Source organism: Methylobacterium sp. CM6246, assembly GCF_054818005.1.
The window spans coordinates 2,441,633-2,457,829 of sequence record NZ_JBTXKY010000001.1; the positions used below are offsets into that span (position 1 = coordinate 2,441,633).

Here is a 16,197-nt window from a genome sequence, read left to right on the forward strand (position 1 = left end):
CCGAGATCGACAAGAGTTAGATCGACGACCGGTCGGCGTACGGGGAGGACTATCATGCGGCAATCACAGGATGACGCTGTCAGAACTGGACTCGCGCGACCGTCCCGTCGCGCGATGCTCGTCGGTGCTGGCGCAGCCCTTGCCTCGACCACGGCGGCTCTCGGTCAGCCGGAGCCGCCGAGCACCGTGACCGACCCGCCCCGCGACTTTCGTCCCGGCGCGGCCCCGACCACCTACTTCACCGATCCCGACGTCATCACGGTCGATCCGGCCTTCGGCCCCTACGTGGTCCTCAACAGCGCCATCCGCCGCCTCTGGACCGGCGCACTTTGGGCGGAGGGGCCGGCATGGAACAGCCTCGGCCGCTTCCTGATCTGGAGCGACATCCCGAACGACCGCCAGATGCGGTGGCTCGAGGAGGACGGGCATGTCGGCGTCTTCCGCAGCCGCAGCAACAACTCGAACGGCAACACCTTCGATCGCCAGGGCCGCCAGATCTCCTGCGAGCACATCACCCGGCGGGTGGTGCGCTACGAGCTCGATGGCTCAGCCACGATCCTGGCCGACCGCTTCGACGGCAAGCCGTTCAATTCACCCAACGACGTCGAGCAGCACGCCGACGGATCGTACTGGTTCACGGATCCGCCCTATGGCGGTCTCCTGTACGAGGGGATGCCGGACGAGGCGGGCGGCCCCTCGAACCCGCAGGGCCGGATCAATCCACGGCTCGGCCAGGCGGCCGGGATCGCCGTCGGCAAGCGCGCGCTCCCCAACGCGCTCTACCGCATCGACCCGACCGGCCGGATCGACCAGATCCTGACGGACGCGCAGGTGCCGAATCCGAACGGGCTGTGCTTCTCGCCCGACCACAAGACGCTCTACCTGTCCTCCACCGGGAAAGGCCCCGGCGATACCGGAGCCGGCGGCAAGGGCGAGATCTACGCCTTCGATGTCGGGGACGGCCCCAAGCTGTCGAACCAGCGGCTGTTCTCGGATTGCGTCGTGGACGGCGTGAAGTGCGGACCGGACGGCATGCGGGCCGATGTCGATGGCAACCTCTGGGTCGCGAGCAACGCGGGCCGGGCGGTCGGCTACAACGGTGTCACGGTGTGGTCGCCGCAGGGCAAGCTGATCGGCCGCATCCGCCTGCCCGAGGTCTGCGGCAACCTCACCTTCGGCGGCCCGAAGCGGAACCGCCTGTTCATGACCGCGAGCCAGTCGCTCTACGCGGTCTATGTGAACACGCAGGGGGCGGGGCCGGCCTGAACACGGGTGAGGGCCGACGCCAACCAGATGCGGAACCGCATGAGGCTGGATGTCCCTTCTCCACCTGAGCCTGATGCGCACGCCCCGGCGTACGTCGGGATGCGGCCGACGGATCGAAATCCCTCGGCCCTGTGGATCCTGGCGCCCGCATGAATGATGACGGCGACGAACGGCGGCAGATGGCAGGAAAGCACCCGTGGTTGCCGGGCCCCCGGGACGCTATCTGTAACCGGCATGAGTGAGGATCCCGCCCCCGACCCGACCTTGAGCCGCCTCGGCGCCGCCTTGGGCGACCTGCCCAAGCGTGGGCTGCCGCCGGTCGAGACATGGAACCCGCCCTATTGCGGGCCCATCGACATCCGCATCGCCGCGGACGGCACCTGGCACCACAACGGCTCGCCGATCCGCCGGGATAAGATGGTGAAGCTGTTCGCCTCCATCCTGCGGCGCGAGCCGGATGGGCGGACGGTGCTGGTGACCCCCGTGGAGAGCGTCGGCATCACCGTGGAAGACGCCGCCTTCGTGGCCGTCGAGATGGCGGTGGACGGAGGCGGGGAGGACCGGCGGATCTCGTTCCGGACCAATGTCGACGATCTCGTGAGCGTCGACTCGGAACATGCCTTGCGCTTCGAGCAGGAGCCCGATGGGGCTCTGAAGCCCTATCTTCATGTCCGGCGCGGACTCTCGGCCCTGGTCACCCGCGCGCTCACCTACGATCTGGTGGAACTCGCCGAGGAGCGCGTGATCGACGGGCGGCCTTGGCTCGGCCTCTGGGCCGGCGGCACCTTCCACACGATCGCCCCGGCCGAGGCCGCGTGAGCGACCCGCTCGCCGAATTCCTCGCCCGCGCCGCGTCCCACCTCTCCCCGGACCCGCCAGGCCCGGACGACCCGACCTCGAATCCCCGGGGGGACCACAGTCTCGACCCGGACGGCAGCGCGGTGATCCCGCCGCCGCCGCACCGGCGGGCGGCAGTCCTTGTGCCGGTGGTGTTCCGGACGGACGGCCTGAGGCTGGTCCTGACCCAGCGGGCGGCCAACCTGCGCGACCATTCCGGGCAGGTCGCGCTGCCGGGCGGCAAGATCGACCCGGCCGATCCCGGACCCGCGGACGCAGCCTTGCGGGAGGCCCACGAGGAGATCGGGCTCGCACCCGACTCGGTCCGCCTGCTCGGCTATCTCGACCCCTACCTGTCCGGCACAGGGTTCCTCGTCACGCCGGTGATCGGCGTGGTCCCGGCCGACGCCGTCTTCACGCCGAACCCCAGCGAGGTCGCGGACGTGTTCGAGGTGCCGATGCCGGTGCTGATGGACCGGGACCGCTATGTTCTGCAGGCGCGGGTCTGGCAGGGACGCACCCGCCGGTACTATGCCCTGACCTTCGAGGACCGGCTGATCTGGGGCGTCACCGCCGGGATCCTGAACAACCTCCGGGAGCGCCTCTACCCGGAAACCGGCCCCCACCCCGCGGGATAAGGCAACCGACCATCATGCTGCGCCGCCTCATCGAAGAGTTCGGCCTCTTCCTCATCCCGTTCGTGCTGTTCATGGCCTACCTGGTGCTCGTGGGCCGCAACCCGATGCGCCGGGTGCACTGGGACCCACACCTCGTCCGTCTGGTCCTCGCCGGCCTCGCCATCGTCATCGGGACGCTGGTCTACGAGGGCTTGTTCTCGGAGCGCAGGGCCGGCGGCTACGTGCCGACCCATATGGAGAACGGCCGTCTGGTGCCGGGCGGCTTCAAGTGAGCCAGGCCGCCCTCGATTACGGCGCGCTCGCGGCCCTGCTGGGCCAGCCGGGCGTACGCCGGGCACTCGCTGCCCTCGATGTTCCGCACGCCGAGACCCGCCTGGTCGGCGGCTGCGTGCGCGACGCGCTGCTGGGCAGCCCGTCCGCCGACATCGACCTCACGACCACGCTGTTGCCGGACGCCGTGATGGATGCCGCCCGGAAGGCGCAAGGCCTCAAGGCGGTGCCCACCGGGATCGAGCACGGCACGGTCACCCTGGTGACCGAGGACGGGCCGGTCGAGGTCACGACCCTGCGCGAGGATGTCGAGACCGATGGCCGCCATGCGGTGGTCCGGTTCGGTGGCGATTTCGCCCGGGATGCCGAGCGGCGCGACTTCACCGTCAACGCCCTCTCCCTGGGAGCCGACGGGCGCCTGCACGATACGGTCGGCGGTCTCGCCGATCTGAAGGCCGGGCGGGTGCGCTTCATCGGCGATCCCGGGACCCGGATCCACGAGGATGCGCTCCGGATCCTGCGCTTCTTCCGCTTCCACGCCCGATTTGGCGCCGGCCCTCCCGATCAGGCGGGGCTCGCCGCTTGCGTCGCCGCACGGGACGCCCTCGACCGGCTATCCCGCGAGCGGGTCCGGGCCGAATTCGTGAAACTGCTGGCTGCCCGCAACGGCACTCAAATGGTCGCAGTCCTGAGCGCCACCGGGCTCCTTCAGCGTATCACCGGCGGCGTCGCAGAACTGGGGCGCCTGGATCGGGCGTTCGCCGCAGCGCTCTCGCCGGTGATGCGTCTCGCCGCCCTCTCGGTCGGCGGGCGGCACGATGCCGACAGGCTGCGCGAACGGCTGCGCCTGTCAAAGCAGGAGTACGCGCTGCTCAGCGGCTACGCGGATGCGCTGGCAGACCTCCACGGTCGCGCCGACATCGACCCACTCACGGCCCGGGCGCTCGTGGCCGAGCACGGCCTGCCGCTCCTCAAGGAAACGCTGACGATCGTGTCGGGCGAGCCCCGGCCTGTCATGGAGGATGAGGCGCGGCAAGCGCTGGATTCGCTGAGCGGTGCAGGCGGTGCGCCGCGCTTCCCGCTCGCGGGGGCGGATCTCGTGGCCGCGGGCCTCCCGGCAGGTCCGGCCATCGGCCGTGGATTGGCAGCGGCCCGGGAACTCTGGTTGGAGCGCGGCTGCCCGGCCGATACCGAGGCGAGGGCCGAGCTGCTGGAGCGCGCGCTGGCGAGTGCCCGCGCGTTCTCTCTCAGAGCTTGAGGAGCGCCTTGGTCTCCTGGAGCTGGACGATCTGGCCGTTCAGATCTTCGCGCTTCTGCAGATCTTCGGTGGCGTCGCGCTGCAACTCGGCCGCCTCGATATCCCGGTCAAGGGATTCGTGGGTGAGCTCCTCGATCGGCGCGGCGCGCTCGGCGAGGACGGTCACGGCGGTCGGGCCGATATCCGCGAAGCCGCCGCGGACGTAGATCCGTTTGCCGCTGCCCTGGCTCTCGGTGATCACGATGACGCCGACCCGCAAGGACGTCAGGACCGGGGCGTGGCCCGGCATCACGGTCATCTCGCCCTCGGTGCCGGGGAGCTGAACGGCCGTCACCTCGCCGGAATACAGCGTCCGCTCGGGGCCGACGAAATCGAAGTGGAAGGTGGCCATCTCAGGACGATCCCGGAACCGCAACGCGCTCTCCGCCCCATCGTGGGGCGCAGGTGGAAGTGGGGTGGTTCGGACAGCACCGGCGAGCCTCGCCGCGGCCATCCCACCCCGGCCCCTCCCCGCGAGGGGGAGGGGGTTGGCGGGCCTTACGCGGCCTTGAGCTTCTTGGCCTTCTCCTGAGCCTGCTCGATCGTGCCAACCATGTAGAAGGCAGCCTCCGGCAGGTCGTCGTAGTCGCCGTTCACCAGGCCCTTGAAGCCCTTGATGGTGTCTTCCAACTGTACCTGCACGCCCGGCGAGCCGGTGAACACCTCGGCCACCGAGAAGGGCTGCGAGAAGAAGCGCTCGATCTTGCGGGCGCGGGCGACAGTGAGCTTATCCTCCTCGGACAGCTCGTCCATGCCCAGGATCGCGATGATGTCCTGGAGCGCCTTGTAGCGCTGCAGGGTCTGCTGCACCCGGCGGGCGACGTCGTAGTGCTCCTCACCGAGGATGGCCGGCGACAGCATGCGCGAGGTCGAATCCAGCGGATCCACGGCCGGGTAGATGCCCTTCTCGGCGATCGAGCGCGACAGCACCGTCGTGGCGTCGAGGTGGGCGAACGAGGCGGCGGGCGCCGGGTCGGTCAGATCGTCGGCCGGCACGTAGATCGCCTGCACCGAGGTGATCGAACCCTTGTTGGTGGTGGTGATGCGCTCCTGCAGCGCGCCCATGTCCGTGGCGAGCGTCGGCTGATAGCCGACGGCCGACGGGATGCGGCCGAGAAGCGCCGACACCTCGGAACCGGCCTGCGTGAAGCGGAAGATGTTGTCCACGAAGAACAGCACGTCCTGGCCTTCGTCGCGGAACTGCTCCGCGATGGTCAGGCCGGTGAGCGCGACCCGCGAGCGGGCGCCGGGCGACTCGTTCATCTGACCGTAGACCAGGGCGCACTTGGAGCCCGCGGCCGAGCCGCCATTCTCCTTCGGGTCCAGGTTCACCTTGGACTCGATCATCTCGTGGTAGAGATCGTTGCCCTCACGCGTACGCTCACCGACGCCGGCGAACACCGAGTAGCCCGAGTGCACCTTCGCGATGTTGTTGATCAGCTCCATGATCAGCACGGTCTTGCCGACGCCGGCGCCGCCGAACAGGCCGATCTTTCCGCCCTTCGCGTAGGGGGCGAGCAGGTCGACGACCTTGATGCCGGTCACCAGGATCTGCGCCTCGGTCGACTGGTCGGCGTAGGACGGGGCCGGCTGGTGGATGGCGCGGTAGGTGTCACACACCACCGGGCCAGCCTCGTCGATGGGCTCGCCGATGACGTTCATGATCCGGCCGAGGGTGTTCATGCCCACCGGAACCTTGATCGGCTCGCCGGTGTCCGTGCACTCCTGACCGCGGGTGAGGCCCTCGGACGTGTCCATGGCGACGCAGCGGACGGTGCTCTCGCCGAGCTGCTGGGCGACTTCGAGAACGAGGCGGGCGCCGTTGTTCTTGGTTTCCAGGGCGTTCAGGATCTCCGGCAGGTGGCCGTCGCTGAACTGCACGTCGACCACGGGGCCGATGACCTGGATGATCTTGCCGACCTTGTTGGAGCCGGCGCCGGGGATTGCGGTGTTCGCCATTGTAAACCTACCCTTCAAGCTGTGCGTTCAGGTCGCGGTGCCTCAGAGAGCTTCCGCGCCCGAGATGATCTCGATGAGTTCTTTGGTGATCATGGCCTGACGCGTACGGTTGTAGATCAGCGTCTGCTTCTTGATCATCTCGCCGGCGTTGCGGGTTGCCGAGTCCATGGCGCTCATGCGCGCCCCCTGCTCGGATGCCGCGTTCTCCAGGAGCGCCCGATAGACCTGCACGGTGAGGTTCTTCGGCAGGAGCGTCTCCAGGATCGCCTCCTCGGACGGCTCGAATTCCAGCGCGGCGTTGCCGATCCCAGCCTTCGCAGAGGTATCGACCGCCGGCAGTTCCGCCGGGATCAGCCGCTGCGCGGTGGGGATCTGCGAGATCACCGACCGGAATTCGGAGTAGAACAGGGTCGCGACGTCGAACTCGCCGGCTTCGAAGCGCGTCAGGATCTTGCTGGCGATCTCGGCGGCGAACTCGTAGTCCACCGGGCGGTTGCCGCGGATATCCATGCTCTCGACGATCTGGTCGCGATACAGGCGCCGCAGCTGGTCGTTGCCCTTCTTGCCGACCGTCATGATCTTGACGGTCTTGCCCTCGGCGGTGAGCTTCAGAATGTATTCCCGGACCGCCAAGCGGACGATCGAGGAGTTGAACGCGCCGCAGAGGCCGCGATCGCCGGTGCAGACGACCAGAAGATGGGTCTGATCGGCGCCGGTCCCGGAGAGCAGCTTCGGGGCGCCCACGCCACCGACCAGGTTGCCCGCCAGGTTGCCGAGCACCTGGGCCATCTTTTCCGCGAAGGGACGGCCGGCCTCGGCGGCCATCTGCGCCCGGCGCAGCTTGGCGGCCGCGACCATCTGCATGGCCTTGGTGATCTTCTGCGTCGCCTTCACCGAGGTGATGCGGTTGCGCAGGTCCTTCAAACTCGCCATCGGGCCGCGTCCAGATCCGTTCCAGGGCCTCTCCTCCCCCATGTGGGAAGGAGCCGAAGGTGGGGGTGGTGCCGGGTCAAGCGCCCGACGGTGCGGTCAGCACCGGCGTCCAACCCCGTCCCTCCCCACCGTACGCGGGGAGGTCGCAAGGTTCGTGTCGGATCAGTTGCCGATCGACTTGGCCACGCCCTCGACCACGCTCTTCAGCTTGCCGGCGCTCTCGTCCGACAGGTCCTTCGAGGTGGCGATGGCGCCGAGCAGGTCCTGATGCTTCGTGCGCAGCGTGCTGAGCAGGCTGTCCTCGAACGCGCGGATTTTGTTGACCGGCAGCTTGTCCAGGTAGCCGTTCACGCCGGCGTAGATCACCGCAACCTGCTCTTCCATCTTCAGCGGCGAGAATTGCGGCTGCTTCAGGAGCTCGGTGAGCCGCGAGCCGCGGTTCAGGAGCTGCTGGGTCGAGGCGTCGAGATCGGAGCCGAACTGCGCGAAGGCCGCCATCTCGCGGTACTGCGCCAGCTCGCCCTTGATCTTGCCGGCGACCTTTTTCATCGCCTTGGTCTGGGCCGAGGAGCCCACCCGCGACACCGAGAGGCCGACGTTCACCGCCGGGCGGATGCCCTGGTAGAACAGGTCGGTCTCGAGGAAGATCTGGCCGTCGGTGATCGAGATCACGTTGGTCGGGATGTAGGCCGAGACGTCGTTGGCCTGGGTCTCGATGACCGGGAGCGCGGTCAGCGAGCCGTTGCCGGCGGCGTCGCCCATCTTGGCGGCGCGCTCAAGCAGGCGGCTGTGGAGGTAGAACACGTCGCCCGGATAAGCCTCACGGCCCGGCGGGCGGCGCAGCAGCAGCGACATCTGGCGGTAGGCGACGGCCTGCTTGGACAGATCGTCATACACGATCACGGCGTGCATGCCGTTGTCGCGGAAATACTCGCCCATGGCGCAGCCGGCGAACGGCGCGATGAACTGCATCGGCGCGGCGTCCGAGGCGGTGGCGGCGATGACGATCGAGTATTCCAGGGCGCCCTGGTCCTCGAGCACCTTCACGAACTGGGCGACCGTGGAGCGCTTCTGTCCGATGGCCACGTAGATGCAGAAGAGCTTGGCCTTCTCGTCGCCGCCGGCGGCGTGGCCGGGCTTCTGGTTCAGGATGGTGTCGAGGGCGATGGCGGTCTTGCCGGTCTGGCGATCGCCGATGATCAGCTCGCGCTGGCCGCGGCCGACCGGGATGAGGGCGTCGATCGCCTTCAGGCCCGTGGCCATCGGCTCGTGCACCGACTTGCGCGGAATAATGCCCGGCGCCTTCACGTCGACGCGGCGACGCTCGGTGGACTCGATCGGGCCCTTGCCGTCGATCGGGTTGCCGAGGCCGTCGACCACGCGGCCGAGCAGGCCCTTGCCGACCGGCACGTCCACGATGGCGCCGGTACGCTTGACGGTCTGGCCTTCCTTGATCTCACGGTCGGAGCCGAAGATCACGATGCCGACGTTGTCCTGCTCGAGGTTGAGCGCCATGCCGCGCACGCCCGACTCGAACTCAACCATCTCACCGGCCTGGACGTTGTCGAGGCCGTAGGCGCGGGCGATGCCGTCACCAACGGACAGGACCTGCCCAACCTCGGAGACCTCGGCCTCTTCGCCGAAGTTCTTGATCTGGTCCTTCAGGATCGCGGAGATCTCGGCGGCGCGGATGTCCATACTCGGCCTCTGTCGCTAAATCGTCAGTGCATGTTCGGATCGGATGGGGGCGCGCTTACCGCGCGGCCCGCATCGCGAGGCGGATACCGTTGAGCTTGGTCTTCAGGGACGCGTCGATCATGCGCGAGCCCATCCGGACGACGAGGCCGCCGATCAGGCTCGGATCGATGACCAGATCGACGTCCACGTCGGACTTGGCGATGTCGCGCAGGGACGCCTTGATCTCCTCGATCAGCGCGTCGGACGGCCGTTCGGCCACTCGCACCTCGGCGCGCACGACGCCCCTCGAGTCCTGGACCAGAGACCGGAAGGCGCGGATCATGCCCGGCAGGGCGAAGAGGCGCCGGTTCGAGGCCGCGAGCCGGATGAAGTTGCCGGCCAGTCCGCCGATCCCGGCGCGGTCGAGCACGGCACCGATGGCGGCGACCTGCTCGTTGGGGGTGAAGGCCGGGCTGCGGACGAGGCGACGCAGGTCCGCGCTCTCCTTCAGCAGGCCATCGAATTGATTGAGTGCTTCGGCGACTGCGTCGACCTGGCGCTCGTCACGCGCGAGCTCGAAGAGGGCGGAAGCGTACCGGCCCGCCACGCCTGCGACCAGGGGACCAGCCTCGGAACCGTTCTGCGCCACCCGTCGCTCTCTTCTCTGTTGCCCGCCCGATCCGCGCGCTCCGGCCGGGAGCACGGTGCGGATACCGTTCGGGACGTGGGATCGCGCCAGCAATGGGAACGGTCCAGGACCAGCCCTTGTGGCGCGGCGACCGCCTAGCATGCCAGCATGGCCGCACGCAACACGGACCGGCGCGGCTCTGCGCGCTACGGCGGCGGAAGTGTGACGCAGCCGGCCTCAGCAGGCCAGGCGATCACACCGCCGCGTGCTGGCGATCATCTTCGCCATGGCGTTGGCGCCGGGGTGACCGAGGATCCCGCTGTTGCCCAGGACGTACGAGGGCGTCGCGTAGAGGCCGAGGTCGGCCGCCATCCGCATCTGGCTCTTGAGCGCCAGCCGGACCTCCTCCCTGTCGGCGATCGCCTCGACGTCCGCCTGCGGGATGCCGAGCGCGGCCGCGGCCGTCAGGGCGCCGGGTCCGTCGATGCGACCGGGCTTGCTCAGCAGCGTCCGGTAGAATCCCCAGGCCGCCGCAGCGCCGAGCTTGCGCTGGACGGCCAGCATCACCTTTGCGGCCTGAGCGGATTGCGGCGACAGGATCGGATTGTTGACCAGGCCGACACGCAGGTCCGGATCCGATTCGTGCAGCGCCACCACATCGGCCGCGGCCTTTCGGCAGTACGGGCAGTTGAAGTCGAAGAACTCGTAGAGCGTGGTCTGGGCCTCGCGCGGCCCCGCATAGGTGACCCCGCGCAGGCCCGGGATCTGCCCGGTGATCTCACCCGGCAGGATCGAGTTCGCGACCGGCCGGCCATCATCGCCGGTCACCGCGACGCGCTGGCCGTAGGATTGCGCGGCCGCGTGCCCGAGCCCGGCGCCCAGGGACGCGCCGGCCGCGGCGGCGATGAGGTGACGACGGGACAGCGCCATGGAATCCGTGCGGGACAGAGGGGATCGTTCGGCCGGAGCGGGGCCGGAACAGGAACTTGCGCCGACAGATGATGCCGGTTCGTGAACGCCGCCCTACCGGATCCCGGCCGGGCGGTCGCCAACCGCCCAGGCCAGGGCCTGGTCCAGACGGTCGTTGCCCCAGAACAGCTCGCCGTCATCGGCCAGGAAGGTCGGGGCGCCGTAGATGCCGCGGGACCGCGCCTCCTCGACGCTGACCCGGAGCCGGGTCTTGTTGGCCTCGCCGGCGGCGGCACGCACCGTCTGGGTGCCGTCGAGACCGAGCGAATCGAGGATCTCGACCACCGCGGACGGCTCGGCGATGGAACGCCCTTCGGCGAAGCTCGCGGTGAAGACCGCCTTCGAGAACGGCACCAGCCAATCCTGGTCGTGCCCGTAGACCGCGGCGCGCACCGCGCTGAGGCTGTTCTGCGGAAACTGGGCCGGACGGGTGAGCGGCGGCAGGCCGAGTCGGGCGGCCTCGCGCTCCACGTCGCGCCACATGTTCTTGCCCTTGGCCGGATAGAGGTTGAACGGCGACGTCGTCCAGCCCTGCGCCGCGAAGAGCGGCCCGACCAGGAACGGCCGCCAGCGCACGGTCACGCCCGCATCGGCGGCGGCCGCCTCGATCCGCATCGCCGCCAGATAGGAATACGAGGAGGCGAATTCGTACCAGAACTCCAAGGTTGGCTGGCGCGCCATAGATTTCGCTTCTCCGATGCTCTCGTGCGGCCGGGATCAGGCAATGCCCGCGCCGCGCCGTGCCTCACACGGCCGCAAGGCCGTCATGAGGCGAAACGCTGTCGATCGTCCGGCAACAGGCTACGCGCGAGGCGGCACGCCGGTTGCAGGCCGATGATGCCCGCGATAAGCCGCCGACACCCTGCACCAGTTCCGGAACCAGCATGTCCGATCCCGCGAAGAGCCCCGTGAAGAAGGTGGTGCTGGCCTATTCCGGCGGCCTCGACACCTCCATCATCCTGAAGTGGCTGCAGACCACCTACGGCTGCGAGGTCATCACCTTCACGGCCGATCTCGGCCAGGGCGAGGAACTGGAGCCCGCCCGCCGCAAGGCGGAGCTGCTCGGCATCAAGCCCGAGAACATCTACATCGAGGACCTGCGCGAGGAGTTCGTACGGGACTACGTGTTCCCGATGTTCCGGGCCAACGCGGTCTACGAGGGGGTGTACCTGCTGGGCACCTCGATCGCGCGGCCGCTGATCGCCAAGAAGCAGATCGAGATCGCCGAGAAGGTCGGGGCCGACGCGGTCTGCCACGGCGCCACCGGCAAGGGTAACGATCAGGTCCGGTTCGAGCTCGGCTACTACGCGCTGAAGCCCGACGTCACGGTGATCGCCCCCTGGCGCGAGTGGGACCTGCGCTCGCGCGAGCAGCTGATCGCCTTCGCCGAGCAGCACCAGATCCCGATCGCCAAGGACAAGCGCGGCGAGAGCCCGTTCTCGGTGGATGCCAACCTTCTGCACGCCTCCTCGGAGGGCAAGGTGCTAGAGGATCCGGCCGTCGAGGTGCCGGACTACGTCTTCTCCCGGACGATCTCCCCGGAGCAGGCGCCGGACACGCCGACCATCATCACCATCGGGTTCGAGAGGGGTGACGCGGTCTCGATCGACGGCGAGGCCCTGTCGCCCGCGAGCCTGCTGGCCAAGCTCAACCAGCTCGGCCACGACAACGGCATCGGCCGGCTCGACCTCGTGGAGAACCGCTTCGTCGGCATGAAGAGCCGCGGCATGTACGAGACGCCGGGCGGCACGATCCTGCTGCCGGCCCACCGGGCGATCGAATCGATCACGCTCGACCGTGGCGCGGCCCACCTCAAGGACCAGCTGATGCCGCAATACGCGGAGCTGATCTACAACGGCTTCTGGTTCTCGCCTGAGCGCGAGATGATCCAGGCGCTGATCGACAAGAGCCAGGAGAAGGTCACGGGCACGGTGCGGCTGAAGCTCTACAAGGGCGGCGTCCACGTGATCGGCCGCGAGAGCCCGCACTCGCTCTACGATCAGGACCTCGTGACGTTCGAGGAAGGCGCCGTGGCCTATGATCACCGCGACGCCGCGGGCTTCATCAAGCTGAACGCGCTCCGGCTGCGCACCCTGGCGCAGCGCAAGAAGCGGGACGCCTGAGCGGCCCCCGGGGGCCTCGCTCAGGCGGGCTCCCAGACCGATGCGGCATTCCTGCGGAACGGGCCGGGCCCGAGATCGGCGTAGCGCAGGAAGATCTGGAAGGCCGGCTGCATCTCGCGGTGAAGCCGGGCCAGGCTGTCGTCATTGGTGGCGCCGCCGATGTGCTGCCCCATGGCGTGCGTGTACGGTCCCGTCCCGCCATAGGGCCGCTCCAGGTCGATGCGCGGCACGCCGTGTTCCGCGTCCCAGACGTGGTTGAGCTGCGGGATCAGCGCGAGATGCGCGTCCGTCACCGCGAAGGTGATGTGCTCCGGCGTCTCGCCGGTGGCGGCATCCCGGAATACGTCGGTGATCGCCGCGCAATCCAGCTTGGCGAGCGGGTTGTGATATTGGTAGCGGCCGGGCTTGAGCTTCGCGTTCTGCGAGAAAACCGCAATCCCATCCTCGAGCGCCCGATGCTCCTCCTCGGCGCCGTCGTCGTCCCCGGTGACGTTGGCGATGTCGCCGTCCCGGTCGTGGCTGCCGTAGGGCGCCTCCGGGTGAATCATCGGCGCGCCGGGCTCGGCGCCGTTCCAGGCGACCACCATCCGGCGAATCAGGGCGATGCGCTCGAGGGTGAGGTCGTAGACGGCGTCGTTCATGGTCGGTCGGTCCCAGATGTCGTGGTTCTGGCGCCTCTCTTACAGAGCCGATTCGGAGGCTGCTACCGCCCGGTACGGCCTTGTTCCCGCATTGCGTCCGATCACTCATAGATGGGGTTTGATTTCGCGAATCGGGGATGCACATGGCCGGTTCGACCGTCCACACCTGCGATCACGATCCGTTGGTGTTGCTTCCTGAAGCTGTGGCCTTTCCAGTCGACGTACGGCGTGTCGATATCCTCAAGATCGGCCGCAGCCGCGTACTGGTGCCGCAGGGCGGGCGCCGGGATAATTTTTTCTTGAATTGGCCACGCGTCAGCGACGATTGTATGGTCGAACGCAACCAGCCGGACGCACAGGATTGGCGGCCAATGTGGTCTCCGATTGATAGGCTTGAGGCGACCGACGCGGTCATCGCGAGCGCAGCGAAGCAAGCGAGGATAGCGCCTCGTTCGGGGAGCGCGCGCTGTACTTGGTCGCTTCGCTGCACTCGCGATGACTGTGCGGGACGATCGGCTCAAACACATTCAGCGGAACCTACCTGACACCGGCATGCGCCTCCTCGACCGATACCTGCCGACCTACCAGTTCAGCGAGATGCATGCCTGCCTGGTGGCTGCCGAACCTGCCGCGATCCTCGACCGCGTTGCCGCCTATCGACCGGATTCGGATCGATTCTTTCGGCTCATGATCGGCCTGCGGGAATGGCCGATGCGCGTCCTTGGCAAGCCGGATGCGGTGCGTCCGCAATTCGGCTTCGACGACTTCACGCTCCTCGGCCGGAGCGAGAGCGAGATCGTCTATGGGTTGGTCGGCCGGTTCTGGCGACCGGATTACGGGCTCGAGACGATCGCCGACGACGCCGCGTTCGTGGCCTGCGATGCGACGCACATCGCGAAACTCGCCCTTGCCTTCCAAACCCGGCGTGACCCCGACGGCCGGACCCGGCTCGTCACCGAGACCCGCGTCTTCTGCGCGAGCCGCGCCGCGCGGCTGATGTTCATGCCGTATTGGCTGCTGATCCGCCCCGTCAGCGGTTTCTTGCGACGGCGCATGCTTGCGTCGATCAGGACCAGCACCGAAGCACGGGAGACCGTCATCGCCGGAGACAGCCCGTAAGCCCTTCGATCTGTCCCATCATGGCCTGGATCTGCGCGGCGCGGCGGCGGACCCCGGGGGAGGGGCGGCCGGCGCTGCGGGTGATCGGGTTCGGCAGCACGGCGGCCAGAAGGGCGGCTTCTCCCCGGCTCAGCCGGCTCGCGTCCTTGCCGAACCAGTGGCGGCTCGCCGCCTGCGCGCCGTAGATGCCGTCGCCCCATTCGGCGATGTTGAGATAGATTTCCATCATCCGCCGTTTGCCCCAGAGGGCGTCCAGCGCCAGCGCGAGCGGGATCTCGAACGCCTTGCGGATGTAGGACCGGCCCGGCCACAGGAAGACGTTCTTCACCGTCTGCATGGCGATGGTCGAGGCGCCTCGGCTCGGCGAATCCTCGTCCTCCACGACCTCGCGGATGGCCCCGAAATCGACGCCGTAATCGAGGCAGAAACGCTGGTCCTCCGAGGCGATCACCGCTTGGGGCAGCGCCGGCGCGATCGCCGAGAGCGGCACCGCGTCCCGGCTCACGGGCTGAAGCGTCAACCAGCGTCCGAGCATCAGAGTCGACGGCGGCGTCACCGCGCTATAGACGAGCGCCAGCGTGAGCGTGGAGATGAATCCGACGGCGGGGAGCAGCAGGAGCGCTCCCACGATCCGGCGCACACGGCGGGACCGCCTTGGGCGAGCGCGTGGCAAGGCGCGCTCCGCCGCGATCCGCCTGGGTCCGGTTCGGTTGATCTTGATTTCATCTCCGCGCAAAGCGACGCCCGATTGATTTCGCCAGGCCAAGACCGGACGCAGCGCCCGATGACCTCGATACCCTCAACGCAGGCTCAGACCGGTTCGGTCAAGACGGCCACTCCCGCCGCCGGGTTTTCCCACAGGCTGACGCAGGTCGCCGAGACGGTCGAGACCTTCCTGGTCGAGCGCCTCGGACCAGAGGTCGGCCCCGGCGAGATCGCCCGGCCGCCGCGCCTGATGGAGGCGATGCGGCACGCGGTGCTGGGCGGCGGCAAGCGCCTGCGCCCGTTCCTGGCCATCGAGACCGCCCGGATGCTCGGTGGCTCGGAGGCCGCAGCGCTCGCGGCCGGCGCCGGTATCGAACTGGTGCATTGCTACAGCCTCGTGCACGACGACCTCCCGGCCATGGACGACGACGACATGCGCCGCGGCAAGCCGACGGTGCACAAGGCCTACGACGAGGCGACCGCCATCTTGGTGGGCGACGCGCTGCAGACGCTCGCCTTCGAGATCGTCGCCGACCCGACCTGGCAGCCGGACGCGCGAATCCGCGCCGACCTCGTGCTCGGGCTCGCCCGCGCCTCAGGCCTCGGCGGAATGGTCGGCGGCCAGCTCCTCGACCTCACCGCCGAAGGGCGGTTCGGCGCCGCCACCATGGACGTGGACGACACCCTGCGGATGCAGGCGATGAAGACCGGCGCAATCCTGGCCTTCTCGGTGGAAGCCGGCGCGATCGTCGGCGGGGCCGACGAGGGTCAGCAGGCGGCGCTGCTGCGCTATGGTCTGGCACTGGGCCAGGCGTTCCAGATTGCCGACGACATCCTCGACCGGGAAGCCTCGCCCGAGGCGATGGGCAAGGCCACCGGCAAGGACAAGGACGCCGGCAAGGCGACCCTGGTGGATCGCCTGGGCCTGGACGGCGCCCGGGCCGAGTGCGACCGTCTGGTCGGCGTCTGCGAGGATGCTGTGGCGCTCTGGGGCGAGGGCGCCCGGACCTTGCGGGACGCCGCTCGCTTCACGGTGGCGCGCAAGACCTGAACCGCTTCCCGCAAACCGGTGCTGCGCATGCGCTCGGCGCAGGGCCGGCCGGCTCGCGACAATTGAACGGATCGGTTTGACCGC

The 16,197-nt window shown here is 68.6% G+C and carries 17 protein-coding genes; 8 read left to right on the top strand and 9 right to left on the bottom strand.

Annotated features, from left to right (window positions below):
• The first annotated feature begins 54 nt into the window (after nt 1-54).
• The 5 genes from ACYQPG_RS12000 (at nt 55) to ACYQPG_RS12020 (ending at nt 4,269) form a co-directional block, all read left to right on the top strand.
• A complete protein-coding gene (locus ACYQPG_RS12000) occupies nt 55-1,266 on the top strand; it encodes an SMP-30/gluconolactonase/LRE family protein (protein WP_461231026.1) in 1,212 nt (403 codons plus the stop codon).
• 234 nt (nt 1,267-1,500) lie between these two features.
• Entirely contained in the window at nt 1,501-2,085 is a 585-nt protein-coding gene (locus ACYQPG_RS12005; protein ID WP_461231027.1) for a DUF1285 domain-containing protein, read from the top strand.
• Nucleotides 2,082-2,741 carry a CoA pyrophosphatase gene (locus ACYQPG_RS12010; protein WP_461231029.1) on the top strand — a complete coding sequence of 220 codons (660 nt, stop codon included), beginning with the start codon at nt 2,082-2,084 and terminating at the stop codon, nt 2,739-2,741. The genes ACYQPG_RS12005 and ACYQPG_RS12010 overlap by 4 nt, the downstream gene beginning before the upstream one ends.
• Before the next feature lie 14 nt (nt 2,742-2,755).
• A complete protein-coding gene (locus ACYQPG_RS12015; RefSeq protein ID WP_147905659.1) occupies nt 2,756-3,013 on the top strand; it encodes a DUF6111 family protein in 258 nt (85 codons plus the stop codon).
• Complete coding sequence (locus ACYQPG_RS12020) at nt 3,010-4,269, top strand: CCA tRNA nucleotidyltransferase (RefSeq protein WP_461231030.1); 1,260 nt, start codon at nt 3,010-3,012, stop codon at nt 4,267-4,269. Before ACYQPG_RS12015 ends, ACYQPG_RS12020 begins: the two co-directional genes overlap by 4 nt.
• On the opposite strand, the gene ACYQPG_RS12025 is transcribed toward ACYQPG_RS12020, so the two are convergent.
• From ACYQPG_RS12025 to ACYQPG_RS12055, 7 genes are all read right to left on the bottom strand, one after another.
• A complete protein-coding gene (locus ACYQPG_RS12025; RefSeq protein WP_058190458.1) occupies nt 4,259-4,660 on the bottom strand; it encodes a F0F1 ATP synthase subunit epsilon in 402 nt (133 codons plus the stop codon). The two genes, ACYQPG_RS12020 and ACYQPG_RS12025, sit on opposite strands and share 11 nt — an antisense overlap.
• A gap of 146 nt (nt 4,661-4,806) precedes the next feature.
• On the bottom strand, nt 4,807-6,267 hold the full coding sequence (gene atpD / locus ACYQPG_RS12030; RefSeq protein WP_147854040.1) for a F0F1 ATP synthase subunit beta: 1,461 nt from the start codon (nt 6,265-6,267) through the stop codon (nt 4,807-4,809).
• Between the two features lie 42 nt (nt 6,268-6,309).
• The gene (locus ACYQPG_RS12035) at nt 6,310-7,200 is read right to left on the bottom strand and encodes a F0F1 ATP synthase subunit gamma (RefSeq protein WP_147905661.1); all 891 of its coding nucleotides are present in this window, start codon (nt 7,198-7,200) and stop codon (nt 6,310-6,312) included.
• A 162-nt stretch (nt 7,201-7,362) separates the two neighbouring features.
• Entirely contained in the window at nt 7,363-8,898 is a 1,536-nt protein-coding gene (atpA, locus tag ACYQPG_RS12040; protein WP_147905662.1) for a F0F1 ATP synthase subunit alpha, read from the bottom strand.
• 55 nt (nt 8,899-8,953) lie between these two features.
• Nucleotides 8,954-9,526, bottom strand: a complete 573-nt coding sequence (locus ACYQPG_RS12045) for a F0F1 ATP synthase subunit delta (protein WP_147937661.1) — start codon at nt 9,524-9,526, stop codon at nt 8,954-8,956.
• Nucleotides 9,527-9,742: 216 nt separating this feature from the next.
• Complete coding sequence (locus tag ACYQPG_RS12050) at nt 9,743-10,435, bottom strand: DsbA family protein (protein WP_461231031.1); 693 nt, start codon at nt 10,433-10,435, stop codon at nt 9,743-9,745.
• Between the two features lie 93 nt (nt 10,436-10,528).
• On the bottom strand, nt 10,529-11,155 hold the full coding sequence (locus tag ACYQPG_RS12055) for a 2-hydroxychromene-2-carboxylate isomerase (protein WP_147905665.1): 627 nt from the start codon (nt 11,153-11,155) through the stop codon (nt 10,529-10,531).
• 203 nt (nt 11,156-11,358) lie between these two features.
• Here ACYQPG_RS12055 and ACYQPG_RS12060 point away from each other — a divergent pair, with 203 nt between their 5' ends.
• The gene (locus ACYQPG_RS12060; RefSeq protein WP_147937659.1) at nt 11,359-12,597 is read left to right on the top strand and encodes an argininosuccinate synthase; all 1,239 of its coding nucleotides are present in this window, start codon (nt 11,359-11,361) and stop codon (nt 12,595-12,597) included.
• Between the two features lie 20 nt (nt 12,598-12,617).
• Here the strand turns inward: ACYQPG_RS12060 and ACYQPG_RS12065 are convergent, their stop codons facing one another.
• Entirely contained in the window at nt 12,618-13,238 is a 621-nt protein-coding gene (locus ACYQPG_RS12065) for a hypothetical protein (protein WP_461231032.1), read from the bottom strand.
• A gap of 552 nt (nt 13,239-13,790) precedes the next feature.
• Here ACYQPG_RS12065 and ACYQPG_RS12070 point away from each other — a divergent pair.
• Nucleotides 13,791-14,357, top strand: a complete 567-nt coding sequence (locus tag ACYQPG_RS12070; RefSeq protein ID WP_461231033.1) for a hypothetical protein — start codon at nt 13,791-13,793, stop codon at nt 14,355-14,357.
• On the opposite strand, the gene mtgA is transcribed toward ACYQPG_RS12070, so the two are convergent.
• Complete coding sequence (mtgA, locus tag ACYQPG_RS12075; RefSeq protein ID WP_419829512.1) at nt 14,335-15,030, bottom strand: monofunctional biosynthetic peptidoglycan transglycosylase; 696 nt, start codon at nt 15,028-15,030, stop codon at nt 14,335-14,337. The two genes, ACYQPG_RS12070 and mtgA, sit on opposite strands and share 23 nt — an antisense overlap.
• A gap of 111 nt (nt 15,031-15,141) precedes the next feature.
• On the opposite strand from mtgA, the gene ACYQPG_RS12080 reads away from it, so the two are divergent.
• On the top strand, nt 15,142-16,113 hold the full coding sequence (locus ACYQPG_RS12080) for a polyprenyl synthetase family protein (protein ID WP_461231034.1): 972 nt from the start codon (nt 15,142-15,144) through the stop codon (nt 16,111-16,113).
• Nucleotides 16,114-16,197 lie beyond the last annotated feature (84 nt).

Bases quoted from the DNA above. Each gene is read 5' to 3' on its own strand.
- ACYQPG_RS12000 (WP_461231026.1), top strand. From the start codon at position 55: ATGCGGCAATCACAGGATGACGCTGTCAGAACTGGACTCGCGCGACCG.
- ACYQPG_RS12005 (WP_461231027.1), top strand. From the start codon at position 1,501: ATGAGTGAGGATCCCGCCCCCGACCCGACCTTGAGCCGCCTCGGCGCC.
- ACYQPG_RS12015 (WP_147905659.1), top strand. From the start codon at position 2,756: ATGCTGCGCCGCCTCATCGAAGAGTTCGGCCTCTTCCTCATCCCGTTC.
- ACYQPG_RS12025 (WP_058190458.1), bottom strand. From the start codon at position 4,660: ATGGCCACCTTCCACTTCGATTTCGTCGGCCCCGAGCGGACGCTGTAT.
- atpD (WP_147854040.1), bottom strand. From the start codon at position 6,267: ATGGCGAACACCGCAATCCCCGGCGCCGGCTCCAACAAGGTCGGCAAG.
- ACYQPG_RS12035 (WP_147905661.1), bottom strand. From the start codon at position 7,200: ATGGCGAGTTTGAAGGACCTGCGCAACCGCATCACCTCGGTGAAGGCG.
- atpA (WP_147905662.1), bottom strand. From the start codon at position 8,898: ATGGACATCCGCGCCGCCGAGATCTCCGCGATCCTGAAGGACCAGATC.
- ACYQPG_RS12050 (WP_461231031.1), bottom strand. From the start codon at position 10,435: ATGGCGCTGTCCCGTCGTCACCTCATCGCCGCCGCGGCCGGCGCGTCC.
- ACYQPG_RS12055 (WP_147905665.1), bottom strand. From the start codon at position 11,155: ATGGCGCGCCAGCCAACCTTGGAGTTCTGGTACGAATTCGCCTCCTCG.
- ACYQPG_RS12060 (WP_147937659.1), top strand. From the start codon at position 11,359: ATGTCCGATCCCGCGAAGAGCCCCGTGAAGAAGGTGGTGCTGGCCTAT.
- ACYQPG_RS12065 (WP_461231032.1), bottom strand. From the start codon at position 13,238: ATGAACGACGCCGTCTACGACCTCACCCTCGAGCGCATCGCCCTGATT.
- ACYQPG_RS12070 (WP_461231033.1), top strand. From the start codon at position 13,791: ATGCGCCTCCTCGACCGATACCTGCCGACCTACCAGTTCAGCGAGATG.
- ACYQPG_RS12080 (WP_461231034.1), top strand. From the start codon at position 15,142: ATGACCTCGATACCCTCAACGCAGGCTCAGACCGGTTCGGTCAAGACG.